This window comes from Thermomonas sp. (assembly GCF_023953935.1).
GTDB lineage: Bacteria > Pseudomonadota > Gammaproteobacteria > Xanthomonadales > Xanthomonadaceae > Thermomonas.
Window position 1 is genome coordinate 1 of the sequence record NZ_JAMLIW010000002.1, and the last position, 24,755, is coordinate 24,755.

Consider the following 24,755-nt stretch of genomic DNA (forward strand, 5'->3'; position numbering starts at 1 on the left):
CAGCGTGTCGGCCTCGGATTCGATCGCGCCGGTCAACGGATAACAGCCCAGGGTGCGGAAACGCACCTGCTTTTGCATCGGAACTTCGCCGACGTGCAGCGGCAGGCGCTCGTCGTCGACCATGATCAGGGCGCCGTCGCGTTCGACCACCGGCCGCTGCCTGGCGAAGTACAGCGATGGCACCTCGATCCGCTCGCGGAAGATGTACAGCCAGATGTCCAGTTCGGTCCAGTTCGACAGCGGGAACGCGCGCACCGATTCGCCCTTGTGGATGCGCGCGTTGTACAGGTTCCATAGTTCCGGGCGCTGGTTCTTCGGGTCCCAGCGGTGCTGGGCGTTGCGGAAGCTGAAGACGCGCTCCTTGGCGCGCGACTTCTCTTCATCGCGGCGGGCGCCGCCGATGGCCGCATCGAAGCCGAATTTGTCCAGCGCCTGCTTGAGCGCCTGGGTCTTCATCACGTCGGTGTGGACGGTGGCACCGTGGGTGATCGGATTGATTCCCCGCGCCAGCCCGTCCGGATTGGTGTACACGTGCAGGGTGACACCAGTCTCCGCGGCGCGGCGGTCGCGGAAGGCGATCATCTCGCTGAATTTCCAGGTCGTGTCCACGTGCAGCAGCGGGATCGGCGGCCTGGCCGGATGGAACGCCTTCAGCAGCAGGTGCAGCAGCACCGAGCTGTCCTTGCCCACCGAATACAGCATGACCGGGTTGCTGAACTCCGCGGCGACCTCCCGCATGATGTGGATGCTCTCGGCTTCGAGCTGGTCGAGGTGTGACAGTCCGTTGTTCAAGGCGCGCGCCGTGGAGATGCGAAAGGCGGGATTTTATCAGGTTGCCTTGCTCGTCCGCAGGCGCAGCAGCCGCTCCGGTGCTGCGAATGTGTCACTGCGTGATTCCCGCCAGTAATCACGGAACACCGCATGGTCCGGCAGATTCCCGCCCAGCAATTCGCCCGGTTCGAGGAAATGGTAGAGCGACGCCAGTGAACGTACCTGGGTTTGCGACACCCGCCGCAGGATGTGTTCGGGGCCGAGTTCGTCGGGATGCCGCAAGCCGGCCGCGCACAGCAGGTCACGCAGCGCGCGCACGGTGTTGTCGTGGTATTCGGCAACGCGGGTGGTCTTGTCGGGCACGTCGAGGTGCTTCCAGCGCTTCGGGTCCTGGGTGGCAATCCCGGTCGGGCAGCGGTTGGTGTGGCAACTCAGCGACTGGATGCAGCCCAGCGAAAACATGAAGCCACGCGCGGCATTGCACCAGTCCGCGCCCATCGCGATCGCGCGTGCGAGGTCGAAGGCGCTGATGATCTTGCCGGCAGCACCGATCTTGATGCGATCGCGCAGGTTCAACCCGACCAGGGTGTTGTGGACCAACAGCAGGCCTTCGTGCATCGGCACGCCAACATGGTTGACGAATTCCGATGGCGCCGCCCCGGTGCCGCCTTCGGCACCATCGACCACGATGAAGTCGGGCAGGAGTTCGGGCCTTGAAGCCGCACACTCCTCCATCGCCTTGGCAATGCCCAGCCATTCCCACGGATGCCCGATCGCAAGCTTGAACCCGGTCGGCTTGCCGCCGGAGCGCTCGCGCAGGTGGGCGACGAACTGCAGCAGGCCAAGCGGGGTCGAGAACGCCGAGTGCTTGGCCGGCGACACGCAATCCTGTCCCATCGGCACATCGCGGGTGGCCGCGATCTCCGGACTGACCTTGGCCGCCGGCAGCACCCCGCCATGGCCCGGCTTGGCGCCCTGCGAGAGCTTGATCTCGATCATCTTCACCTGTGGATCAGCGGCCTGTTCGGCAAAGCGCTTTTCATTGAAACTGCCATCGTGGTTGCGGCAGCCGAAGTAGCCCGAGCCCAATTCCCAGACCAGATCGCCGCCACCTTCGCGGTGATAGGGCGAGATCGAGCCCTCGCCGGTGTCATGGTAGAACCCGCCGCGCTTGGCACCGCCATTGAGGGCGCGGATCGCGGCGGCCGACAGCGCGCCGAAGCTCATTGCGGAAATGTTGAACACGCTGGCCGAGTACGGCTGCCTGGTTCCGGCGCCGATCGTGATCCGGAAATCGTGATCAGCCACCTCGACCGGCGCGATCGAATGATTGATCCATTCGTAATCGGTGTCGTAGACATTGCGCAGGGTGCCGAACGGGCGCACGTCGTTGACATGCTTGGCGCGCTGGTAGACCAGCGCACGCTGTTCGCGCGAGAACGGCACCTTGTCGGTATCGGCCTGGATGAAATACTGCCGGATCTCGGGGCCGATGGTCTCCAGCCCGTAGCGGAAATGCGCCAACAGCGGGTAGTTGCGACGCAGGGTGCTCTTGCGCTGGAGCATGTCAAGCGTCCCCAGCAGCGCCAGACCGCCGAACACCGCCACGCCCCACCACGCCTGCGGAAAGCGCAGCGCAAGCGCCAGCATGACCAGGGCAAGGACAATACTGGCAACGTATGCCGTATAGCGGGACATGGCGACTCCTGCGTGATGCTGGTACTGGTGCCCGGAGTGGGGATCGAACCCACATGACCTTGCGGCCGAGGGATTTTAAGTCCCTTGCGTCTACCGGTTTCGCCACCCGGGCCCCCGCCAAGCTTACGCGAAGGCGCCCGGCCAAGAGCCGTCCTGCGTGCGGAAGCCGCAGCCATGCCGTGCTCCAAGGAAAAGGGCCCCGCGCTGCGGGGCCCTTCGAGATTGGAGGCCGAGGTCGGAATTGAACCGGCGTACGCGGATTTGCAGTCCGCTGCATGACCACTCTGCCACCCGGCCGATGGCGCACATATCGTATCAGTACATCCAGAACAACAAAGCCCCGCGAACGGGGCTTTGGAATCTGGAGCGGGAAACGAGACTCGAACTCGCGACCCCGACCTTGGCAAGGTCGTGCTCTACCAACTGAGCTATTCCCGCAATGAGCCCGCTATTTTACGGGCTCACTTGCTGCTGTCAACAACTTCCGGCGCCTCATCGCGCAGCGCGGGCCAGGCCGCACGCAGGTATTCGAACCCGGACCACAGGGTCAGTACCGCCGCGGCTGCCAGCAGCCATTCCCCGATCAGGAAAATCGGCAGGCCAAGGAGCGGGTCGCGATAGAGCAGGAAACCCAGCGCAATCATCTGCACCACGGTCTTGACCTTGCCGATCATGGCGACCGCGACCTTGGCATGCTGGCCCACTTCGGCCATCCATTCGCGCAACGCCGACACCGCGATCTCGCGACCGATGATGACGCTGGCCCACAGCGCCATCCAGACGGTGTGGTGGTGCTGGACGGTGACCACCAGCGCGGTGGCGACCATCAATTTGTCGGCCACGGGATCCAGGAACGCGCCGAAGCGTGACGACAGGCCGTAGCGGCGCGCGATCCAGCCATCCAGCCAATCGGTCAGCGAGGCCAGCACGAACACCGCCGTGGCGCCTGGGTTGGACCAGCGCCCGCCGAGGTAGTACACCGCCACCAGCACCGGGATCAGCGCGATCCGGCCGAGGGTCAGCCAGGTGGGAAACGTCAGCTTCATCCGCCCATTCTACCGGCAGCCCGAAACGCCTTTGCAGCCGACGGTGGGGCCATGTCGAAGCAACACGGAGGCGAGACCGTGGAGAACCGCATCCGCGGTTCAGCCCAGCCCGTGCAGGTGCTCCCAGATGCGCCGGGCGAGCGCGCTGTTGACGCCTTCGACGCGGGCGATTTCATCGACCGCCGCCGCTTTCAACCCGGGCAGCCCGCCGAAGTGCTTGAGCAGTGCGGCGCGCCGGCTCGGGCCGATGCCGGGGATGTCTTCCAGGCGACTGGTGACGCGGGCCTTCAAGCGACGCTGGCGATGCCCGGTGATGGCGAAACGATGGGCTTCGTCGCGCACCTGCTGGATCAGCTGCAGCGCCGGTGAGGCCGGTCCGGGTTGCACCTCGCGACCGTCCGGCAGCAACAGGGTTTCCGCGCCGGGCTTGCGCTCCGGCCCCTTGGCCACGCCCACCAGCACCACCCCGTCGACGCTGGCCTCCAGCAACACTGCGCGCGCCTGCGCCACCTGCCCTTCCCCGCCATCGATCAACAAGACGTCAGGGACGACCGCATCCGGCGCGGCTTCCGCGACCGGACGAAAGCGCCGCTGCAAGGCCTGGTGCATCGCCGCGTAGTCGTCGCCGGGCTGGATGCCGGTGATGTTGTAGCGCCGGTACTGCTTGCGCACCGGCCCCTGACCATCGAACACCACGCAGGAGGCCACCGTGGCCTCGCCCATGGTGTGGCTGATGTCGAAGCACTCGATCCGCCCGGGCAACTCCGGCAACCCGAGCAGATCGCGCAAGGCCTCGCTGCGCGCCTGTTGCGCGCTGTTGCTGGTCAACTCCGTGGCCAGCGCCAGCGCGGCGTTGCGGCGCACCATGTCGAGCTGGGCCGCGCGCTCACCGCGCACGCTGGTCCGCAACGCAACCCGGTGGCCGGCACGCTCGCCCAGCGCCTGCTCGATCAATTCGCGTTCCGGAATCTCGCGATCGAGCACGATCTCGCCGGGCGCGGTGTGTTCGTTGTAATACTGCGAGACGAATGCACCCAGCACTTCCGCGGCGCTGTCCTCGCCGTTGGTCTTCGGAAAGAACGCGTGGGTGCCGAGGTTGCGGCCGTCGCGGAACGCCAGCAGCAGCACGCAGGCCATTCCCCCCTGCAACGCCACGCCCAGCACGTCGAGATCGGCGCTGCGGCCATCCATGGTCTGGCGCGACTGCAACCGGCGGATCGAGGCGATCGTGTCACGCAGCTGCGCGGCCTTTTCGAATTCCAGCGCATCGCTGGCGGCCTGCATGGCCGCGGTCAATTCGGCACCCAGATCGTCATTGCGGCCTTCGAGGAACAGCTCGGCGCGGCGGACCGATTCCATGTAGGCGGCACGGTCGATCAGCGCCACGCAAGGCGCGCTGCAGCGGCCAATCTGGTATTGCAGGCAGGGCCGGCTGCGGTTCCTGAAAAAGCTGTTCTCGCAGTTGCGCAGGCGAAACAGCTTGTGCATCAGGTTCAACGTCTCGCGCACGGCGGTGACGTTCGGATACGGGCCGAAGTAGCGCCCCGGAACGGTCTGCGGGCCGCGGTGCAGGGTCAGCCGCGGATATTCGTCCCGGGTGATCAGCACGTAGGGATAGCTCTTGTCGTCGCGCAGCAGCACGTTGTAGCGGGGCCGCAGCGACTTGATCAGCTCGTTTTCCAGCACCAGCGCATCGGCTTCGCTGCGGGTGACCGCCACTTCGATGCGTGCCACCTGGGCCAGCATGGCCATGATCCGGGCCGGCTTGGGGGTGGCGTTGAAATAACTGCCGACGCGGTTGCGCAGCGCGCGCGCCTTGCCCACGTAGAGCACGGCATCGGCAGCGTCGATCATCCGGTAGACGCCCGGCGCCAGCGGCAACCCGGCGGCGAAGGCGTGGCCGTCGAAGGCGGGCGGTTCGGGCTGGGTCCTGGCCACGGGGCTGCTCCGGGGCCGGTCAGTGCCGGCCCTCGTGCAGGCGCGCCACGATGCCGGCGGCGGCCGCATCGATCAGCTTGAAAGCGCGATCGAAATCACGTGCGCCGCCGTAATACGGGTCGGGAATATCCTTGTTGCCGATTCCCGCCCAATCGAGCATCAGCGCGACATCGACGTGGGCCGTGCGTGGCTTGCGAATGCGGGTTTCATGCAGGATGGTCCGGTCCGCGCACAGCAGCAGATCGAAATTCTCGAAATCGTCGTAAACCAGGCGCCGCGCGCGCAGGCCGGAGATGTCGACGCCGTGGCGCAGGGCGCAGTCGATCGCGCGCGGATCAGGCGCACTGCCGATGTGGGAATCCCCGGTCGCGGCGGAGTCCAGATGCACCGCGGACAGCAGGCCTGCTTCCGCAAGCCGCGCCCGCAGCACGCCTTCGGCCGTCGGCGAGCGGCAGATATTGCCCAGGCACACGATCAGGATTGAATACGTTCGCGTCATGCGTGTCCGTGCTGCAGTTCGAAGGTGCGCTGCGCACGCTCGAGATCGGCTTCGGTATCGACGCCGGGCGGGAATGGCGAGGGCGCCAGCGCCACCGCGATTCGCCAACCGGCTTCGAGGGCGCGCAGCTGTTCCAGCGATTCAACCTGCTCCAGCCGCCCCGGCGCCAACCCGGCAAACGCCCGCAGCGCATGCACGCGATAGCCGTAGATGCCGATATGGCGCAACCACTGCCCTTCCGGCAGCACCCTGGGATCGCGGGCAAAGGCGTCGCGCGGCCACGGAACCGGGGCGCGGCTGAAATACAGGGCATCCCCGTTGCCGGCACGGACCACCTTCACCGCGTTCGGATCCAGCAAGGTTTCGACCGTATCGATGGGCGCAGCGAGGGTGGCGATTCCGGCGCCGCTGGTGGCCACGGTGCGCGCCACGCAGTTGATGCCATCGACCGGGGCGAAGGGTTCATCACCCTGCAGGTTGACAACGATGGCTTGATCGTCCCAACCGGCGATGCGGGCACACTCGGCCAGGCGATCGGTACCCGATGCATGATCGGGCGAGGTCATTGCCACCTGCACCCCGCTGACGGCCAGCGCCTCGGCAATCCGCGCATCATCGGTGGCCACCCAGACCTCGCGCGCGCCCGCGGCCAGCGCCCGGCGGGCGACCTGCAGCACCATCGGCACGCCGCCGATCAGGCGCAACGGCTTGCCCGGCAGTCTGGTCGAAGCATGCCGGGCGGGAATGGCAACGATGAAATCAGGTGCGTCCACGCCGCGATTATCGCCGATGCCGCAGCCATTCCGATGAACCGTTCCGGCAGCCTGCCCGGCCACGGCCGCCCGTGCGTGCCGCAATCGGGCAAGCCGGGCTTGCACCGCAGCTGCGCCGCAAGCCCCAACCCGGGGCCACCGTCATGCCGCGGGCCTGAACCGCTCCAGCAGTGCGTTCCAGAAGGCCTCCGGCAACCGTGCCGAAATCGGCACCGCGTGCCAGCCCGGTTGCGCGAACGCGCGGCATTTCACCGCATCCTTCTCGGTCATCAGCACCGGCAGCGCGCTGCCGAAGTCGAAGTCGTCCAGGCGATAGCCGTGATGGTCGGCGAACACGTGCGGGACCACGGCAATCCCGGCGGCGCGCAGCGTCACGAAAAAGCGCTCGGGCTCTCCGATTCCGGCCACGGCATGGACGCGCTGGCCGGCAAAGGCCGCCAGCGGCACCCCGCGCCCGCCTGCCAGCGGCCAGGCGTTTCCAACATCCAACCACATCGGCCATTCCTGACCTGCCGCCGCCGTGACCACGCTCGGATCCACGACCTCGGTCCCCGCCGGCTGGCCGAGGTTGAGCACCCGGAAGGTGCAGTCGGCGGCGCGTTCGAGCGGTTCGCGCAGCGGGCCGGCCGGAAGCAGGCGGCCATTTCCGTAGCGCCGGCGCACATCCTGCACCTCGATTTCGACATCCCGCGCCAGCCGGTAGTGCTGGAGCCCGTCGTCACAGACCACGACATCGCAGCCGGCTGCCGCCAGCGCTTGCGCGGCGGCCACGCGATCGGCATCGACCCGCACTCTGGCGCCCGTGCGCGCCGCGATCAGCATGGGTTCGTCACCGACCATGGCCGGGCCCGACTGTGGCTCGACCCAGCGCGCCGTCTTCGCGTCCGCACGCCCGTATCCCCGGCTGGCAACCCCGGGGGTGAAGCCCGCACGCTGCAGGTGTTCGACCAACGCAACGGTCAGCGGCGTCTTGCCGGTGCCGCCGCCAACCAGGTTGCCGACCACGATCACCGGCACGCCCGGATGCACCTGCGCCCGCAGGCCGCGCCGGTAGCAGAACCGCCGCAAGGCGGTGACGGCCGCATAGATCGGCGTCAGCAGGCGGGCCCATAACGGGGGGGTGCTGCCATCAAACCACCAGTGTGGCGTGCGTTGTCCACTCACGCCCCGGCCTCACGAAACTGCATGCGATGCAGTTGCGCGTAGATGCCGCCCTGCGCCACCAGTTCGGCGTGGGTACCGCGTTCGACGATCCGGCCCTCGTCGAGCACGAGGATCTGGTCGGCGCGCTCCACGGTCGACAGCCGATGGGCCACCACCAGGGTCGTTCGATCCGGCATCAGCTGGGAAAGCGCGTCCTGCACCAGCCGTTCGGACGCGTTGTCGAGCGCCGCAGTCGCCTCGTCGAGAATCAGGATCGGCGCATCCTTGAGCACCGCGCGGGCGATCGCAAGACGCTGGCGCTGGCCGCCGGAGAGCGCGCCGCCCTTGGGCCCGACCGGCGATTGCAGGCCCAGCGGCATCTGCTCGACGAACTCCATCGCGTTGGCAGCGCGCACGGCCTTGTCTACCGCCACTGGATCCGCTGCCCGCAATTCGCCGTAGGCCACGTTGTCCGCCACGCTGCCGTCGAACAACATGACCTGCTGGCTGACCATCGCGATTTGACGGCGCAGATCCGCCAATCGATATTCGGTCAGCGGATGTCCGTCGAGCAGGATCTGGCCTGCGTCCGGCTGGTAGAAGCGCGGGATCAGCTTGATCAGGGTGGACTTGCCGCTGCCCGAGCGACCGACCAGGGCGGTGACCGTCCCCGGACGCGCGGTGAAGCTGACGCCGTCCAGCGCCGGCCCCTCGCGGCCCTCGTAGTGCATCCGCACGTCGCGGAATTCGATCAGACCCTTGCAGCGCTGCAGCGGGCGGGTGCCGGTGTCTTCCTCATCGGGGGCGTCGAGCACCGTGAACAGGCGCTCGGCCGAAGCAATGCCGCGGTGGAGCATGCCCTGCACATTGGTCAGCTGCTTGAGCGCCGGGATGATCGCCATCATCGACATCATCAACTGCACGAATCCACCCGCGCTCAGGCGCCCGGCCAGCGCCTCGCGTCCGGCCAGCAGCAGCAGCACGGCCAGTCCGGTGGCCCCGGTGAGCTGGACGACGGCCGAAAACAGCCCGCGGGTGCTTTCCACGCGCAGGTTCAGCTTGAGATTCTTGTTGGCCAGCGCGGTGTAGCGCTCCATTTCCGCCGCGCGGGCGCCGTAGACCTTGACCTCCTGCTGTCCGGCCAGGGCCTGGTCGGCGGCCAGCATCAGTTCGGCCGAAGTCTCCTGGACGCGGTGCCCGTAGCGGCGATAGCGGCGCCCGACCTTGTCCATCAGCCACGCCACCAGTGGGCCCAGCAGCAGTACCGCCACGGTCACCCGCCAGCTGGCGTAGAGCATCACCGCGATCATGGCCGCTGCCTGCAGGCTTTGCTGGACCATGACCTTGCCGGAATCGATCACCGCCTGCGCCAGCTGGTCGCTGTCCGAGCTCAGGCGCACCAGCATCGACGGCACCGGTTCGGCGTCGAAGCGCAGGCCCGGCAGGCGCAGGTATTTGTCCAGCGCCGTCACCCGCATGTCGCGGGCGATGCCGCGCGCGGCCTTGGCCATGTTCAGGTCGGTGACGTAGCCGGCCGCGCCGCGAACGACGAAGATCGCGATGATCGCCAGCGGCAGCAGCAGGCTGAACTGCTGGTTTTTCAGCACGAAGGTTTCATCGACCATGGGCTTGGTCAGCCAGGCAAACGCGCCCGCCGCCGCCGCTTCCACGATCATGCTCATGGCCGCGATCAGCAGCACCAGCCGGTACTGGCGCGCCAGCCCGAGCAGGCGCCGGTACACCGCCCAGGCCGAACCGCCTGCGCTCATCGCGACGGGCCCTGCGCCGTGACCTGCGGCGCGGTGGCATTGGCGACCCGCCGGAAGCCCAGTTGTGCCAACGCCTCGTAAGCGGTGACGACTGCCTGCCACGGGGTGCGGGCATCGGCGCGGATCAACACCACCCGGTCACGATCGTCGCCGGCCACCTCCGCCAGCGCCTGTTTGAGCGCATCGACGTCGGTGCGCAGCACTTCGCGATCGCCGACGAAGTAGCGGCCATCGGCATTGATCAGGATGCCCAGCGGCTGGTTGGCCGAAGTGGCGGGCTCGCCGCCGGCCTTGGGCAGCTCGATCTTGAGCACCGAGCGGGCGTCGAAGGTGGTGGTGACGACGAAGAAGATCAGCAGGCACAGCACCACGTCGATCAACGGGATCAGGTTGATCTCGGGGCTGTCGTCTTCGCGGTGGTCGACGATCCGCACGCGCGCGCCTTTCAGTCAACCGGCCGGCCGGCGGCCTGGGCCGTGGCATCCAGCACGTCCTGCAACTGCATCGCCTCGTGCTCCATGTCCACGATGTAGCTGGCGATGCGGCCGCGGAAATAGCGGTGGAACGCCAGCGCCGGGATCGCCACGATCATCCCGGTGGCGGTGCAGACCAGGGCCTTGCCGATACCACCGGCCAGCAGGGTGGCATCACCGATGCCGTGATCGAGGATTCCGAGGAACAGCTGGATCATGCCGACCACGGTCCCGAACAGGCCCAGCAGCGGCCCGGCTGCGGCGATCGTGCCCAATGAATTGAGGAAGCGCTCCATCCGGTGAACGAGGTGGCGACCCACGTCCTCGACCCGCTCGCGGATGATTTCGCGACTGCGTTGGCGCACGTCGAGTTCGGCCGCCAGCAGCGCACCCAACGGTGAGGTGGCGCGCAGCGAATCGATGTGCGTCGGGTCGAGCGCATGCCCGCGCGCCACCCAATCGCGCACCTCGGCACCCAAACCGGGGGGCAGGATGCGTTCCCGGCGCAGGCTCCAGAACCGCTCCACCACGATTGCAAATGCCGCCACGGTCAGCAGCAGCAGCGGGATCATCGGCCAGCCTCCAGCCTTGATCAATTCCAGCACGGATCGAACCTTTGGCCCTCATGGCCGTCATCGCTCAGGCGCGTAGCATAGCCCAGCCGACTGCCCGCGCCGCCGCACGGCGTCCCAGGCGCGTTCCCGGAAACTGCGGTATTCACGCACGCGCAGCCCGCCCTGACCCAGCCAGACCCGCAGCGCGCCGGAGCGCGCGGTGTCCAGCACTTCGGCTCCGGCGCCGCACCAGCGGCGCACGACCGGCGGGCGGGGGTGGCGGAAACGGTTGTCGGCGCCGGACGACACCAGCGCCAGCCGCGCGCCAACGGCGGTGATGAAGGCCGGGTCCGACGATCCATCGCTGCCGTGGTGCGGGACCAGCACGACGTCGCTGCGCAGCGTGGACGCGCCTTCCCGGACCAGCTTGCGTTCGGCATAGCCGCCGATATCGCCCGGCAGCAGGACATTGCCGTAGGCGGTTTCGATATGCAGCACGCAGCTGGCTTCGTTGCCGAGATAGGGAAAGCCCTCACCCGGATGCAGAATCGTGAATCGGACCCCGTCCCAGGTCCAACTGCGGCCGGCAATGCAGTCCATGCTGCCAGGCGACGGACTTCCGGCCGGGGCCAGCACGATCGGCATCGGGAAGACGGCCGCCACCGCAGCGCGGCCACCGGCGTGATCCATGTCGCCGTGGCTGACGATGCCGGCATCCAGGCGTCGCACCCCGAGCCCATGCAGGGCGGGAACAACGGCGCGCTCGCCCGCATCGTAGCCGTCCGGAACCGCTGGACCCATGTCGAACAACAGCGCATGGCGATGGGTTCGCACCAGCACCGACAGTCCCTGGCCGACATCCACCGTGGTCAAGTCCAGCTCGCCCGGTCCCGGCAGTTCCTGGGGCGGGTGCAACAGCGGCAGCCACAGCAGCAGCGCCAGCCAGCGCCCCGGCAGACCGCGCGGAAGCAGCAGCCAGAACGCCGACAGCAGCGCCAGCGGCAGCGCATACCAGCGCGACTCCGGCAGCCACAGCAGCGCCAGCGGACTGTCCGCGATCCACGCCAATGCCGGCCAGAGCAGATCGAAGCACCAGGCCGACGCCTGCCAGAGCCAGCCGCCCCAGCCGGCGTGGAGAGCCTCGGCCAGCACGCCCAGCAGGCTCAGCGGCACCACGACCAGGCTCCACCACGGCACCGCCACCAGATTGGCCAGCGGCCCGGCGGTCGAAGCCTGCCCGAACAGGACCACGCCCAGCGGCAACAGCCCGAGGCTGGCCACCGCTTGTGCCGCCACCAGGCCGCGCAGCCGCCCGCGCAGGCCGGCCGCATCGCCTTCCGGCAGGCACCACAGCAGCCAGGCCACGCCAGCAAAGCTCAGCCAGAAGCCGGCGCCCAGCAGCGCCAGCGGATCCAGCAGCAACAGGACAATGCAGCCCAGGGCCAGCACATCGGCAAGACGCTGGCGACGCCGCAACCAGCGCGTGGCCACCAGGGCCGCGATCATCACCGCAGTGCGCAGGGTCGGCACCGCCATCCCGGTCAGCACGGCATAGCCGAATGCCCCGCAGATCGCCCCGCCACCGGCGGCAAACTGGCGCGGCAGCCCGTGGCACAGGGACGGGAACAGCCACCACAGCCCGGCCACGAGCAGCGCACAGACACCGGCCACCAGTCCGACGTGGAAGCCGGAAATGGCGATCAGGTGGGTCAGGCCCGCCGCCCGCAGGCGCGCCCAATCGGTCTGATCGAGAAAGCGGGTATCGCCCAGCGCCAGCGCACGCACGTAGCGCGCGGAATCGCTGGACACCGCCCTGCCGATGTGCGCGCTCATGTCCTCGCGCCAGGCGTCGATTCCCACCGGGCCGGCCCGCCTGTGCGCACGCAACGGCTTGACCACATGGCCAGTGGCGGCAATGCGCGCCGCGAGTGCGTAGCGTTCGGCATCGCTGCCGCCGGGGTTGCGCAATCCGCGCGGCGCACGCAACCGCACCGGCAGTTCCCAGCGGCTGCCCGCCCGCAGCGCCGCGCGCGGCTGCGGATCGTCGTCGTACCAGCTCAAACGCAGCGTCTTGCCGCGCAGCGCCTCCGGCTGACGGACGTCGGCATCGACCACGAACTCGAACCGGGTGCGCCTGGGCTCGCTCACTGGCAGATCCCGGATCTGGCCGCTGAGGGTGAGCGGTTTGCCTTGCAGGGAGTTCGGCAACTGCGCCGCCAACACCGCCGTGGCCTGCAAACCAGCAAAGGCCACGCCCAGCAAAAACACGCCCAGTGGCCGCAGCGCCGTCCAGCGCCAGACGCAGGCTGCGCCTGGAACCAGCAGCACCAGCAGCAGCCAGTGCGGCGGAAACACCGGCAACAACAGGCAACACCCCGCGCCTGCCAGCAGGGCGACGGCACAGTGTGGCCCGAACAACGGCCAGGTGTAGGCACCAGCTTCGCCCGCGGCGGTCGCTCCGCTCGCGAGGAATCCGGATGCAAAGCTCCAGCGCTGAGCGACGATGGCCATGGGGGAATCCTGCCAACCGCCGCCGTCGGGCACGATCAGCGCAGTCCCTGTCACAGCCTCAGGATTTTCCGAAATCGGGCTGCCGCCTCCGCCGGGGTGACGGAAATCGAGGAAGCTGACCGGAGACGCGGGGAGAATGCACTCCCGGGAAGGTCAGACCTCGGCCGTTGCCAGCGGGTGCAGCCGACCTTCGCGCAGTTCCAGCACGCGATCCAGACGGCGGGCGAGGCGGCGATCGTGGGTCACCACCACGAGACTGGTGGCATGGGCCCGGTTGAGTTCAAGCATCATTTCGAACACGGCCGCTGCCGTTTTGTCATCGAGGTTGCCGGTCGGCTCGTCGCCGAGCACGCAGGCCGGATTGTTGGCCAAGGCGCGCGCCACCGCGGCACGCTGGCGCTCGCCACCGGAAAGCTCGCCAGGCTTGTGCAGCAGCCGCTGGCCGAGGCCAACCGATTCCAGCAACCCCTGCGCCCGCTGGCGCGCGGCGGCGGTGGCGCGGCCGGCCAGCAGCACCGGCATCATCACGTTTTCCAGCGCGGTGAACTCCGGCAGCAGATGGTGGAATTGGTAAATGAAACCGAGCGCGCTGTTGCGCAGCCGCCCGCGGGCGGCATCGGACAACGCGCTCATTTTCTGGCCCGCGACATAGACCTCACCTGCGCTCGGAACATCCAATCCGCCCAACAGGTGCAGCAGGGTGCTCTTGCCGGCACCCGAGGCGCCGACGATGGCCACGGTCTCCCCGCGCGCAACGCTGAAGTCCAGGCCGTCGAAAACCGGCGTGCGCAGCGCACCCTCGGAATATGTCTTGCCCAGCCCATCGGCACGGATCACGGCACCCGCAGCGTCCAGAGCACGCTTTTTCGAATCACCAATCACGAATCCCGAATCCCCGACCTCACTCATAGCGCAGCGCCTCCGCCGGCGCCGTGCGCGCCGCGCGCCAGGCCGGGTACAGGGTGGCGAGAAAGGCCATGCCGAGCGCGACGCAGGCAATCGTCACCACGTCGGACGCCTGCAAATCGGTCGGCAGCCCGGTGATGTAGTACACGTCCTCGGGCAGCAGCTTGACGTGCAGCAGCAGCTCGATGCCGTGCAGGATGGCATCCAGGTTCAGGGTCAGCAGGATGCCGCCGACCACGCCGCTGACGGTGCCGATCAGGCCGATCAGGCTGCCTTGCACCATGAACACCTGCATCACCTTGCCCGGCGTCAGGCCCAGCGTGCGCAGGATGGCGATGTCGGCCTGCTTGTCGGTCACCAGCATCACCTGCGAGGACACCAGGTTGAACGCGCCCATCGCCACCAGCAGCGACAGCAGGATCGCCATCACCGTCTTCTCCATCTTCAGCGCGCGGAACAGGTTGGCGTTGTCCTGGGTCCAGTCACTGACCCGGTACGGTCCTTTCAGCGCCAGCGCCAGATCGCGCGCCACGTCAAAGGCGAGGTCCATGTCGTGCATCCTCAGCCGCACGCCGGTGACGCCCTGCCCCATCCGCAACACCCGCTGCAAATCCTCCAGGTTGACCACGGCCAGGCCTTTGTCGAATTCGTTGTAGCCGGCCTCGAAGATGCCGCTGACCCGGAACCGCTTCATGGTCTGTACGCCGCCCACCGGAGTGCTGCGGAACTCGGCCAGGGTGACGATGACGTCATCGCCCACCCGCACGCCCAGCCACAGCGCCAGTTCCCGCCCGAGCACGATGTTGAAGCTGCCGGGGGTCAGTTCGGACAGCTTGCCCTGGACCATCTTGTCGGCAAGGACCGAGACCTTGGCCTCTTCGGCCGGCAGCACCCCGCGCACCATCGCCGGCTGATTGTTGGCGCCGGAAATCAGCGCCTCCTTTTCGATGTAGGGCGCGGCGCCGGCCACCCGCGCATCCTTGAGCGCTACCTGCACGGCATGCCGCCAGTCCTGCAGCGGTTCGCCATAACCGCTGACCGTGGCATGCGCCGCCATGCCGAGCATGCGGTCGCGGATTTCCTTCTGGAAGCCGCTCATCACCGCCAACGTGGTGATCAGCGCGGTCACGCCCAGCGCGATGCCGAGGATCGACGCCAGCGAGATGAAGGAGATGAAGCCGTTGCGACGTTTGGCGCGCAGGTAGCGCAGGCCGATGGCGACGGGGAGGGGTTTGTACATCGGTTGCCCTTGCTGTGACCGCTTATCCTGCCACCGATGGCTTGCCGGATGCAGCCTCGTACCGGCGTACGGCCAGCCGCAGTTCACGTCGGGCCGCGGCGTCGAGGACATCCGGCCAGAACACGAGGCGCTGTCTGGGCCCACCCGCCGGTGAGCCCCAATCCAGGAAGGCCAGCGGACCGCGCCAGCGCAGGCGAAGTTCGTCCATCGGCGCTCCCTCGCAGCTGGCGGCGCGCTCCGGACCGGAAATGACCAGATGCCGTGCCGGGACGCGCAGGCTGATGCGCGCGCTGCGTGCTCCCAACACGCCGGCCAGCAGCGCCAGCGGCCATGCCAGCGCCGCCGGCAATTCGCTGGCCAGCACCGACAGCGGCGCCAGCAGCGCCAACACCCACAGCAGCCGCGCACAGACGCGCGAAGGCCGCCAGAGAAAACTGCCATTCACCGGAGCCTGCTCAGGCGCGGACGGGAAGATTGCGGATTTCGTCGACGAGGGCGGCAAACTCTGGGTCATCGGGGCGGTCCAATCCGGAAAGCCAGCGCCAGAGTCTGTCGTCTTCGCAGTCCAGAAGCCGCAGGAAAACCGCCCGTTGCGGCATCGGACTTTGCCGCCACCGGCGCTCCAGCCAGCGCGCCAGCAGCACGTCCAGCTCCAGCATGCCGCGCCGACAGCGCCAGCGGAGCTTGTTCAGTTCGATCCGTTCTTCGTTCACGCAACCGGCACCGTGGCCGCGCGGCGCGGGCCTTCCTTCGCACGCTCATCAAAGCCAAGCATCGGCACGCGGCGGGCCGTTGGGCGAGCCGTTGGCCGCGCCATCGCCGCCTCATCGCGGGGCTGCTTCAGCGCGCCGACACGGCAAGTGACGGCTGCCGCATTCACTGCGCGCCCGGTCCATGGTGGGCAAACGTCGTCACGCTGCCATCGCGGGCGATCAGCTCGACGGCATAGGCTTGCACGCGCCCATCGGGAAGCTCCATGCCCGGCGAGCCGGCGGGCATCCCCGGAACCGTCAGCCCGCGCGCGTCGGGCTTTTCAGCCAGCAGGCGCAGGATGTCTTCGGCCGGCACGTGGCCCTCGATGACATAGCCCCCCACCTCGGCCGTATGGCATGAGCCTTTTCCATACGGGACGCCCAGGCGTTCCTTGATCGGATTCATGTCCGATTCGTTGCGCACGTCCACCGTGAATCCCGCGGCGCGCACGTGCTCGATCCACTTTTCGCAGCAGCCGCAATTGGGGTCCTTGTGGACGATCATCCGCGGCCGCGTGACAGCCGTTGCCGTTGCCGTTGCCGTTGCCGGCGCAGTTGCCGATACCGTTGCCGCCGGCGGAGATGCCATTGCGGCAATGGGTGCATCGGCCGCCGGCGCGCGCGTGCAACCCGCAAACACCAGCACGGCAAGCAGTGGCAGGAGCCCGGCGCCAAGCCGCAAACAGCCATGGGTGGCGGTGAAACCGGTCGTGGCACGACCGCCATGGACAAGCGCACCCGCATTCGATGTAGGCAAGATGAAACCCTCAAACCTGATGAAGAGCCGACTGCCGACTACATCTTGCGCGCCAGCATCAGCTTCTTGATTTCCGCAATGGCCTTGGCCGGGTTCAGGCCTTTCGGGCAGGTGCGGGTGCAGTTCATGATGGTGTGGCAGCGGTACAGCTTGAACGGATCTTCCAATTCGTCCAGACGGGTACCGGTGTCCTCGTCGCGACTGTCGATGATCCAGCGGTAGGCCTGCAGCAGGATCGCCGGGCCGAGGTAGCGGTCGCCGTTCCACCAGTAGCTCGGGCAGGCGGTGGAGCAGCAGGCGCACAGGATGCACTCGTACAGGCCGTCGAGCTTCTTGCGGTCGTCGGGCGTTTGCAGCCGTTCGCGATCGGCCGGCGCCGGCGACTGGGTGCGGATCCACGGCCGGATGCTGGCGTACTGGGCGTAGAAATGGGTCATATCGGGCACCAGGTCCTTGACCACCGGCATGTGCGGCAGCGGGTGGACCTTGACGTCACCCTTGTCGATCTTGTCGACCGCGCAAATGCAGGCAAGCGTATTGGTGCCATCGATGTTCATCGCGCACGACCCGCAGACCGCCTCGCGGCAGGAACGGCGGAAGGTCAAGGTCGGGTCGATCTCGTTCTTGATCTTGATCAGCGCGTCCAGCACCATCGGCCCGCAGGCGGCCATGTCCACCTCGTAGGTGTCCATCCGCGGGTTCTGGTCATCATCCGGTGACCAGCGATAGATGTGGAACAGGCGCGGCTTCTTTGCATTGGGCGTGGGCCAGTGCTTGCCCTTCTGGATCTTCGAGTTTTTCGGAAGCGTGAATTCGCCCATTGGTTTTACTCGTGATTCGTGATTCGTGATTCGTGATTCGTGATTCGTGATTCGTGATTCGTGATTCGTGATTCGTGATTCGTGATTCGAGGTTCGTGGTTCGTGGCGAGAGATGAGTCAACAAGCTTTTGCGAATCACCAATCACCAATCACCAATCCCCAATCAATACACCCGTTTCGCCGGCGGCACCGATTTGACGTCGTCGGTCAAGGTCTGGGTGTGGACGGGGCGGTAGTCGAAGGCCACCTTGCCGTCGCCATCGATCGTTGCCAGCGTGTGCTTCATCCAGTGCTCGTCCTCGCGGTCGGGGAAGTCCTCGCGCGCATGCGCGCCGCGGCTCTCGGGGCGCTGCTCCGCCGAGTGCATGGTGACGACGGCCTGTTCCAGCAGGTTGGCCAGCTCCAGGGTTTCGATCAGATCCGAATTCCAGATCATCGAGCGGTCGGTGACGCGCACCTGCTCGAACGACTTGTACACGACATCGATTTTTTCGCAGCCTTCCTTGAGCGATGCGGCGGTGCGGAACACCGCCGCGTCCGCTTGCATGGTGCGCTGCATGTTCAGGCGGATCTGCGCCGTGGACAACTCGCCGTTGGCGTGGCGGATCCGGTCGAAGCGGTCCAGGGCCTTGTCGAGGATATCGCCCGGCAGGTCCTTGTGCGGCGCGTTCGGCTTGTGGGTTTCGGCGCAACGCTCGGCAACCGCACGGCCGAACACCACCAGGTCGAGCAGCGAGTTGGAGCCGAGGCGATTGCCACCGTGCACCGAGACGCAGGCGGCCTCGCCGATGCTGTACAGCCCGCGCACGTGGACGTCATTGTCGTCGCCCACTTTCTGCATCACCTCGCCGTGGTAATTGGTCGGGATGCCGCCCATGCAATAGTGCACGGTCGGCAGCACCGGGATGGGTTCCCTGGTGACATCCACGCCGGCGAAAATGCGCGCGGATTCGGCGATGCCGGGCAGGCGTTCGTGGATGACCTCGGGACCGAGCTGCATCAGGTTGAGGAAGGCGTGGTCCTTGTGCTCGCCGACGCCGCGGCCTTCGCGGATTTCGATCGTGATCGCGCGGCTGACCACGTCGCGCGAGGCCAGATCCTTGGCGCTGGGCGCGTAGCGCTCCATGAAACGCTCGCCGGCGGAATTGGTGAGGTAGCCACCCTCGCCGCGCACGCCCTCGGTGATCAGGCAGCCGGCGCCGTAGATGCCGGTGGGATGGAACTGCACGAATTCCATGTCCTGCAGCGCCAGCCCGGCGCGCAGCGCCATGCCGCCGCCATCGCCGGTGCAGGTATGCGCCGAGGTGCAGCTGAAATAGGCGCGGCCATAGCCGCCGGTGGCCAGCACCACGCCGTGGGCGCGGAAGAAGTGCAGCGTGCCTTCGTTCATGTCGAGCGCGAGCACGCCGACGCAGGTACCGTCGGTATCGAAGATCAGGTCGGTGGCGAAATATTCGACGAACACGGTCGCGCCGTGCGCCAGCGCCTGCTGGTAGAGCGTGTGCAGCATGGCGTGGCCGGTGCGGTCGGCGGCGGCGCAGGTGCGCTGGGCGGTGCCCTTGCCGTAGTGCGTGGTCATGCCGCCGAACGGGCGCTGGTAGATATGGCCGCTTTCGGTGCGCGAGAACGGCACGCCGTAGTGCTCGAGCTCGATCACCGCGCGCGGCGCGTTCTTGCACATGTATTCGATCGCGTCCTGGTCGCCCAGCCAGTCGCCGCCCTTGACGGTGTCGTAGAAGTGGAAGCGCCAGTCGTCCTCGCCCATGTTGCCCAGCGCGGCGGCAATGCCGCCTTGGGCGGCCACGGTGTGGCTGCGGGTCGGAAACACCTTGCTGATGCAGGCGGTTTTCAGGCCTTTTTCAGCCAGTCCGAAGGTGGCGCGCAGGCCGGAGCCGCCGGCCCCGACCACCAGCATGTCGTACTTGTGTTCCTGGATCTTGTAGGCAGGCATCGGCAATCAGCTCCCAAGCGCGATGCGCAGCACCGCAAGCACGCTGGCGATTCCGGCCAGCGCGCAGACAAGAATCGTGAGGAGGTGCAGGACCACGCCATTGATCGGCGTATGCACGTAGTCTTCGATCACCACCTGCAGCCCCAGCTTGGCGTGCCAGAACACCGACACCAGAAACAGGATCAGCACCGTGGCGTTGAGCGGGTCGGCGACCAGCCCGTGGATGATTTCATAGCTGGCGCTGCGCAGGGTCAGGGCGATGCCCAGCAGCCACAGCGCGCACAGGCCGATCAGGATGGCCGTCACCCGCTGCCAGATGAAGTGGTGCACGCCGTCCCGGCCGGAGCCCCAGTTGCGGGCGGTTTTCAGCGGCTCGCGCAGGTCGTCGATGCGATTGGCCATCACTGCCCCCAACGCGTCAGGACGACGCCCCAGATGATCGCGGTCAGGACCACGCTGCCGATCATCGAGATCAGGCTGCTGCGCACGAACTGCGGGATCCTGTAGCCCAGGCCGCCGTCCTGCAGCAGGTGGCGGATACCGTTGATCAGGTGGTAGCTCAGCGCCCAGGTGAACCCGAGCAGTACCACGAGGCCCGGGATCGAGCCGGCGTAGCGGGTGAATTCGATCCAGCTCTCGGGACCAGCGGCCAGCGCCACCAGACCGCAGGCCATCAGCAGCGCGCCGAACGACAGGATGATGCCGGTCGCACGGTGGTAGATGGAAGTCTGCATCTGCACCTGCCATTTGTAGATCTGCAGATGCGGCGATAAGGGTCGTTCGCGGGTCGCCATGGGCGGTCGCTTCTCCGTAGTGGCGGCAGAGGCCGCGTGAGCGTGGATCAAAAATCGATGCAGCGGCCGTCCTTCTCCCAGTCGCCATAGCGCGTGGGCTCCAGCCCGCTCTTGCGACCACCATACTCCGGCGGCAGCGCGGGGGTTTGCGGCGGCTTCGGGGCCAGCTCGGGCCCCGCCTGAGGCGCCTCGTTCGGGATCTTCACGATTTCAGGCTGGTCTGCTGTCGATGCGTTCATTGCCGGTAAAGTCTACGTCGCGACAGCCGGTCGGGACAAGCGCGCGCCGTGATGCACGAGGCATCACGTTGATCCCGTGCGACTGGCGGACCATGAATGCGGGCGCGGAACGTGAACTGTCGCACGGTTTCCGCGCTCCCGGATTCCCGACTGGCGCACGGCCGCGTCCCGGGCGATGATGGACGCGGGAGGTGGCGGATGACGCCAGAGGTATCGCACGTTCAATCCGACGCTCTGGTCATCGGTGGCGGCCTGGCCGGGATCGTGGCGGCGCTGGAATGCCTGCGCGCGGGCAATCGCGTCGCCCTGGTCGACCGCGACACCCGCGAGCGTTTCGGCGGGCTGGCGCTGTGGGCGTTCGGCGGCATGACGCTGGTCGGCACCCCGCTGCAGGAACGCGCCGGCATTCCGGACAGCGCCGAGCGCGCGCTGCGCGACTGGGTGCGCTTCGGCGAACTCGATCCCAACGACACCTGGCCCTACCTGTGGGCGCAGCACTACGTCGAGCGCTCGCGCAACGACGTCCACGACTGGCTCGAAGCCCACGGGATCGGTTTTCTGCCGGCGGTCAATTGGGTCGAACGCGGGCGCTTCGGCGAGGGCAACAGCCTGCCGCGCTACCACGTCATCTGGGGCACCGCACAGCGCATGGTCCGCACGCTCGCCGATGCCCTGCGCACCGCCGGCGCCGGCGGCAAGCTCACCCTGCTGCATCGGCACAGCGTGATCGGGCTGGAATACGGACTGGGGCGGATGGCCGGTGCCACCGCCCGCAATGACGACACCGGCGCCGAAGTGCGGCTGGACGCGCCGGTTGTGGTGATCGCCACCGGCGGCATCAACGGCAGCCACGCCCAGGCGCGCCGCAACTGGCCGATCCAGCAGCCGCTGCCAACGCAGATGCTCAACGGCGCCAGCCCGCTCTCCGACGGCAAGCTGCACCAGATCGCCACCGGTTTCGGCGCCCAGATCACCCACGCCGGCGAAATGTGGAACTACGCCGCCGGCATCCCGCATCCCAAGCCGCACTTCCCCGGCCACGGCCTGTCGCTGATTCCCTGCAAGTCCGCGCTGTGGCTGGACCACCGCGGTCGCCGCATCGGCCCGGAACCGCTGGTGACGGGCTTCGACACGAATTGGCTGTGTCGGCGCGTTGCCGAGCAGGACGCGCACTGGACCTGGCACCTGCTCAATCGCCGCATTGCCCTCAAGGAATTCGCAATCTCCGGCGCCGAGCACAACCCGCGCATCCGCGACCGTCAGTTCCTGCACTTCCTGCGCGAAACCCTGCTGGGCAACGCGCGGCTGGTGGACCAGATGCAGCGCGAAGTGCCGCAATTCCTGGTCGATGACAGCTTGGCGGGATTGGCGGCGCGGATGAACGCGCTGACCGGCCACGAGCACATCGACCCGGACATCCTGCAGGCCACCGTCGACGCCTTCGATGCCAATTTCATCGATGGCAAGACGCTCGAGAACGACGCCCAGATCCGCGCCATTCTGCACGCGCGCCAATGGCGCCCGGACCGCCTGCGCACCTGCAAGCCGGCACCATTGCAGCAGCTGGGCGCCGGCCCCTACATCGCGATCCAGACCCAGCTGATCACCCGCAAGAGCCTCGGTGGCCTGCGCACCGATCTCGACAGCCGCGTGCTGGACGGCAATGACCAGCCGATCGACGGGCTCTACTGCGTCGGCGAAGCCGCCGGCTTCGGCGGCGGCGGCTCCTGCGGCAAGCGTTCGCTGGAAGGCACCTTCCTGCCCGGCTGCATCCTCACCGCGCGCGCCGCCGCACGTTCGATCAAAGCCGGCTGAGGCCATGCCCAACGGTGCCCAAGCCCTGCTGCAGACGCTGGCCGATGCCGGCATCGAGGTCTGTTTCAGCAATCCCGGCACCAGCGAAATGCACTTCGTTGCCGCGCTCGATTCCGAGCCGCGCATGCGGGCGGTGCTGTGTCTGTTCGAAGGCGTGGCCACCGGCGCCGCCGACGGTTACGCGCGGATGGCCGGCAAGCCGGCCGCGACCTTGCTGCACCTGGGTTGCGGCCTCGGCAACGGCCTCGCCAACCTGCACAACGCGCGCAAGGGCAAGGTGCCGGTGGTCAATATCGTCGGCGACCACGCGACCTTCCACGTCCCGCTGGACGCGCAGTTGCAGTCCGATATCGGAACCGTGGCGCGCAACGTCTCGCCTGGGTTCGTGCGCACCTCGCAAAACACCGCCGCGCTGTGTGCCGATGCGGTGGATGCGATCGTCGCCGCGCGCGGGCTTCCTGGCCAGGTCGCAACACTCATTCTGCCCGCCGACGTATCCTGGGGCGAAGGTGGGATTCCCTGCCCGCCACCCGCGCCGCCGGTGCCGCCGCCCGCCGATGCCGCCACGGTTGCGGCCATCGCCGCGGCGATTGGCAGCGGCGAAAACTGCGCGCTGCTGCTGGGCGGGCAGGCGCTGTGCGAACCGGGATTGCTGGCGGCCGCAAAGCTCGCCGCGCACAGCGGCGTGAAGCTGTTCTGCGAGGTCTTCCCGACCCGGCTGGAACGCGGCGCGGGCCTGCCGGCGGTCGAGCGGATCGCCTATCTGGCCGAAATGGCGACATTGCAACTTTCCGGCATCGCACACCTGATCCTCGTCGATGCGAAATCGCCGGTGTCGTTTTTCGCCTATCCCGGCAAGGCCAGCGAGCTGGTGCCGGCAGGCTGTACCGTGCACACGCTCGCCCGTCCCGATCAAGACGCCATAGCCAGTCTGCAACGCTTGGTCGAAGCACTGGGCGCGGCCGCCGCAACGCCCGCACTGCAACCGGCGCAGCGTCCGTCGCGCCCGCGCGGACGGCTGACCGCGCCCAAGGTCTGCAAGGCGCTGGGCCACCTGCTGCCCGAGCGCGCGATCGTGATCGACGAAGCGATCACCTCCGGCCTGATGCTCGGCGTGATGACGGCCGGTGCGACCCGTCACGATCTGCTGACATTGACCGGAGGCGCGATCGGGCAAGCGCTGCCGAATGCGGTCGGCGCCGCGATCGCCTGCCCGGACCGCAAGGTCATTGCCCTGGTCGGCGATGGCAGCGCGATGTACACCTTGCAGGCGCTGTGGACGATGGCCCGCGAACGCCTCGACGTGGTCGCGATCATCTTCAACAACGCCAGCTACTCGGTGCTCAATGTCGAGCTGGATCGCGTCGGCGCCGGCAGCGGCGGCGGGCCCAAGGCGCGCGCGCAGCTCGATCTGCACGGACCGACGCTGGATTTTTCCGCACTGGCGCGCGGCATGGGCGTGCCCGCCGTCCGCACAGACCGCGCCGGTGATTTCTGCAAGGCGCTGGAACACGCCCTCGCCCACCCCGGCCCGCGCCTGATCGAGGCAGTGATCCCGGAATCGCTCGGCGGGGCCAAGCGCAAGGTACTGCCGTGGCTGCTGCGCAGCCTGCCCAACCTGCCGAAACCGCTGGCACTGGCGCTCAAGCGCAAGCTTGCGCCGTAGGGAGACTTCGAGGCTTCAACGTATCGCCCGCTTGGGTGTCGATCTGTCGTCTCAAAACAAATCCGAATGCGTGCCGCAGCGAATGAAATGTACGCTGCCGTCATCGGGCAATCGATACACCAGCAGCCAATCGTTGCTGGTGTGGCATTCACGGCAATCGGTGTGGCCACCTTTCTGATCCGGGTAGCGTCCGGTCAGCAGATGATCCAGATATTTTGCGTCCAGAGGCTTGCGGGTCTCGATCGCCTGCATCACGGCCCGCAATTCCCCAACGTCGCATTTGCGATGCTTGAGCGCACGCTTGAGGTCCTTGCGGAACTGGCTGGTGGCATGGACAACGCGCTTGCTCACCGATGCCGCCATCTTGCGATCAGCCCTTTGCCGCCTCGTCAAACAGCGCCTTCACCGAGGATGCACGCCGGGTGCGTCCCGCGAAAGAATCCGCAATGGCCTTCTGCGTCGCGGTGTTGGGCGTGGGCAAGGTCACCGGGAATGGCAAGCCCTGCGTCAGCACCACCTGCTTGAGGAACAGACGGATGCCCGACGACAGATCCAAGCCCAAGGCGCTCAGGGTGGCCTCGGCTTGATCCTTCAGTTCGGGTTCGATACGGGTCTTGATGGAGGCATTCATGGCGAATA

25 protein-coding genes and 3 tRNA genes are annotated in these 24,755 nt (G+C 67.4%); 2 read left to right on the forward strand and 26 right to left on the reverse strand.

The annotated features are described in order from the left end of the window. The 24 genes from cysD to M9902_RS02860 form a co-directional block, all read right to left on the reverse strand. Positions 1 to 792, reverse strand: a 792-nt coding sequence (gene cysD, locus M9902_RS02745; RefSeq protein ID WP_297221033.1) for a sulfate adenylyltransferase subunit CysD, incomplete at its 3' end; no start/stop codon positions are given. 36 nt (positions 793 to 828) lie between these two features. Beyond that, on the reverse strand, positions 829 to 2,469 hold the full coding sequence (locus tag M9902_RS02750; RefSeq protein WP_297221035.1) for an FMN-binding glutamate synthase family protein: 1,641 nt from the start codon (positions 2,467 to 2,469) through the stop codon (positions 829 to 831). Between the two features lie 25 nt (positions 2,470 to 2,494). Beyond that, positions 2,495 to 2,581: transfer RNA gene (locus M9902_RS02755), tRNA-Leu, on the reverse strand. Between the two features lie 111 nt (positions 2,582 to 2,692). Beyond that, a tRNA-Cys gene (locus M9902_RS02760) sits at positions 2,693 to 2,766 on the reverse strand. 65 nt (positions 2,767 to 2,831) lie between these two features. Then, positions 2,832 to 2,907: transfer RNA gene (locus M9902_RS02765), tRNA-Gly, on the reverse strand. A 23-nt stretch (positions 2,908 to 2,930) separates the two neighbouring features. Further along, positions 2,931 to 3,515 carry a CDP-diacylglycerol--glycerol-3-phosphate 3-phosphatidyltransferase gene (pgsA, locus tag M9902_RS02770; protein ID WP_297221037.1) on the reverse strand — a complete coding sequence of 195 codons (585 nt, stop codon included), beginning with the start codon at positions 3,513 to 3,515 and terminating at the stop codon, positions 2,931 to 2,933. A gap of 99 nt (positions 3,516 to 3,614) precedes the next feature. Beyond that, positions 3,615 to 5,453: an excinuclease ABC subunit UvrC gene (gene uvrC / locus M9902_RS02775; protein ID WP_297221039.1), complete on the reverse strand. Its 1,839-nt coding sequence runs from the start codon at positions 5,451 to 5,453 to the stop codon at positions 3,615 to 3,617. A gap of 19 nt (positions 5,454 to 5,472) precedes the next feature. Continuing rightward, the gene (locus M9902_RS02780) at positions 5,473 to 5,952 is read right to left on the reverse strand and encodes a low molecular weight protein-tyrosine-phosphatase (protein ID WP_297174181.1); all 480 of its coding nucleotides are present in this window, start codon (positions 5,950 to 5,952) and stop codon (positions 5,473 to 5,475) included. Beyond that, entirely contained in the window at positions 5,949 to 6,725 is a 777-nt protein-coding gene (gene kdsB, locus M9902_RS02785) for a 3-deoxy-manno-octulosonate cytidylyltransferase (protein WP_297221042.1), read from the reverse strand. Before kdsB ends, M9902_RS02780 begins: the two co-directional genes overlap by 4 nt. A gap of 141 nt (positions 6,726 to 6,866) precedes the next feature. Beyond that, on the reverse strand, positions 6,867 to 7,889 hold the full coding sequence (lpxK, locus tag M9902_RS02790; RefSeq protein WP_297221044.1) for a tetraacyldisaccharide 4'-kinase: 1,023 nt from the start codon (positions 7,887 to 7,889) through the stop codon (positions 6,867 to 6,869). Next, entirely contained in the window at positions 7,886 to 9,637 is a 1,752-nt protein-coding gene (gene msbA / locus M9902_RS02795) for a lipid A export permease/ATP-binding protein MsbA (RefSeq protein ID WP_297221046.1), read from the reverse strand. The genes lpxK and msbA overlap by 4 nt, the downstream gene beginning before the upstream one ends. Then, positions 9,634 to 10,071 carry a biopolymer transporter ExbD gene (locus M9902_RS02800; RefSeq protein WP_297221048.1) on the reverse strand — a complete coding sequence of 146 codons (438 nt, stop codon included), beginning with the start codon at positions 10,069 to 10,071 and terminating at the stop codon, positions 9,634 to 9,636. The genes msbA and M9902_RS02800 overlap by 4 nt, the downstream gene beginning before the upstream one ends. Positions 10,072 to 10,082: 11 nt before the next feature. Further along, a complete protein-coding gene (locus M9902_RS02805) occupies positions 10,083 to 10,715 on the reverse strand; it encodes a MotA/TolQ/ExbB proton channel family protein (RefSeq protein WP_324529109.1) in 633 nt (210 codons plus the stop codon). A gap of 27 nt (positions 10,716 to 10,742) precedes the next feature. Next, a complete protein-coding gene (locus tag M9902_RS02810; protein WP_297221050.1) occupies positions 10,743 to 13,175 on the reverse strand; it encodes a DNA internalization-related competence protein ComEC/Rec2 in 2,433 nt (810 codons plus the stop codon). A 153-nt stretch (positions 13,176 to 13,328) separates the two neighbouring features. Beyond that, positions 13,329 to 14,084 (reverse strand): lipoprotein-releasing ABC transporter ATP-binding protein LolD, encoded by a 756-nt coding sequence (gene lolD, locus M9902_RS02815; protein ID WP_324529107.1) that lies wholly within the window; start codon positions 14,082 to 14,084, stop codon positions 13,329 to 13,331. Then, complete coding sequence (locus tag M9902_RS02820) at positions 14,077 to 15,321, reverse strand: lipoprotein-releasing ABC transporter permease subunit (protein WP_297221053.1); 1,245 nt, start codon at positions 15,319 to 15,321, stop codon at positions 14,077 to 14,079. Before M9902_RS02820 ends, lolD begins: the two co-directional genes overlap by 8 nt. Positions 15,322 to 15,343: 22 nt before the next feature. Then, a complete protein-coding gene (locus tag M9902_RS02825) occupies positions 15,344 to 15,766 on the reverse strand; it encodes a hypothetical protein (protein WP_297174205.1) in 423 nt (140 codons plus the stop codon). A 10-nt stretch (positions 15,767 to 15,776) separates the two neighbouring features. After that, positions 15,777 to 16,034 (reverse strand): succinate dehydrogenase assembly factor 2, encoded by a 258-nt coding sequence (locus M9902_RS02830; protein WP_297174208.1) that lies wholly within the window; start codon positions 16,032 to 16,034, stop codon positions 15,777 to 15,779. A 163-nt stretch (positions 16,035 to 16,197) separates the two neighbouring features. Next, on the reverse strand, positions 16,198 to 16,662 hold the full coding sequence (locus tag M9902_RS02835) for a DUF411 domain-containing protein (protein ID WP_297174211.1): 465 nt from the start codon (positions 16,660 to 16,662) through the stop codon (positions 16,198 to 16,200). A 206-nt stretch (positions 16,663 to 16,868) separates the two neighbouring features. After that, the gene (locus tag M9902_RS02840) at positions 16,869 to 17,651 is read right to left on the reverse strand and encodes a succinate dehydrogenase iron-sulfur subunit (protein ID WP_297174214.1); all 783 of its coding nucleotides are present in this window, start codon (positions 17,649 to 17,651) and stop codon (positions 16,869 to 16,871) included. Positions 17,652 to 17,814: 163 nt separating this feature from the next. After that, positions 17,815 to 19,602: a succinate dehydrogenase flavoprotein subunit gene (sdhA, locus tag M9902_RS02845; protein ID WP_297221056.1), complete on the reverse strand. Its 1,788-nt coding sequence runs from the start codon at positions 19,600 to 19,602 to the stop codon at positions 17,815 to 17,817. Positions 19,603 to 19,608: 6 nt separating this feature from the next. Beyond that, positions 19,609 to 20,004, reverse strand: coding sequence for a succinate dehydrogenase, hydrophobic membrane anchor protein (gene sdhD / locus M9902_RS02850; protein ID WP_297174221.1), 396 nt, complete (start codon positions 20,002 to 20,004; stop codon positions 19,609 to 19,611). Beyond that, complete coding sequence (sdhC, locus tag M9902_RS02855) at positions 20,004 to 20,396, reverse strand: succinate dehydrogenase, cytochrome b556 subunit (protein WP_297174224.1); 393 nt, start codon at positions 20,394 to 20,396, stop codon at positions 20,004 to 20,006. Before sdhC ends, sdhD begins: the two co-directional genes overlap by 1 nt. 47 nt (positions 20,397 to 20,443) lie before the next feature. Next, positions 20,444 to 20,635, reverse strand: coding sequence for a DUF1674 domain-containing protein (locus M9902_RS02860; protein WP_297174227.1), 192 nt, complete (start codon positions 20,633 to 20,635; stop codon positions 20,444 to 20,446). A gap of 198 nt (positions 20,636 to 20,833) precedes the next feature. On the opposite strand from M9902_RS02860, the gene M9902_RS02865 reads away from it, so the two are divergent. Then, entirely contained in the window at positions 20,834 to 22,450 is a 1,617-nt protein-coding gene (locus tag M9902_RS02865; protein ID WP_297221058.1) for an FAD-dependent oxidoreductase, read from the forward strand. A gap of 4 nt (positions 22,451 to 22,454) precedes the next feature. Continuing rightward, complete coding sequence (locus M9902_RS02870) at positions 22,455 to 24,116, forward strand: acetolactate synthase large subunit (protein ID WP_297221060.1); 1,662 nt, start codon at positions 22,455 to 22,457, stop codon at positions 24,114 to 24,116. A gap of 51 nt (positions 24,117 to 24,167) precedes the next feature. On the opposite strand, the gene M9902_RS02875 is transcribed toward M9902_RS02870, so the two are convergent. Next, positions 24,168 to 24,467 carry a type II toxin-antitoxin system YafQ family toxin gene (locus tag M9902_RS02875; RefSeq protein WP_297221062.1) on the reverse strand — a complete coding sequence of 100 codons (300 nt, stop codon included), beginning with the start codon at positions 24,465 to 24,467 and terminating at the stop codon, positions 24,168 to 24,170. 19 nt (positions 24,468 to 24,486) lie between these two features. Beyond that, positions 24,487 to 24,747 carry a type II toxin-antitoxin system RelB/DinJ family antitoxin gene (locus M9902_RS02880; protein ID WP_297221070.1) on the reverse strand — a complete coding sequence of 87 codons (261 nt, stop codon included), beginning with the start codon at positions 24,745 to 24,747 and terminating at the stop codon, positions 24,487 to 24,489. Positions 24,748 to 24,755: the final 8 nt, after the last annotated feature.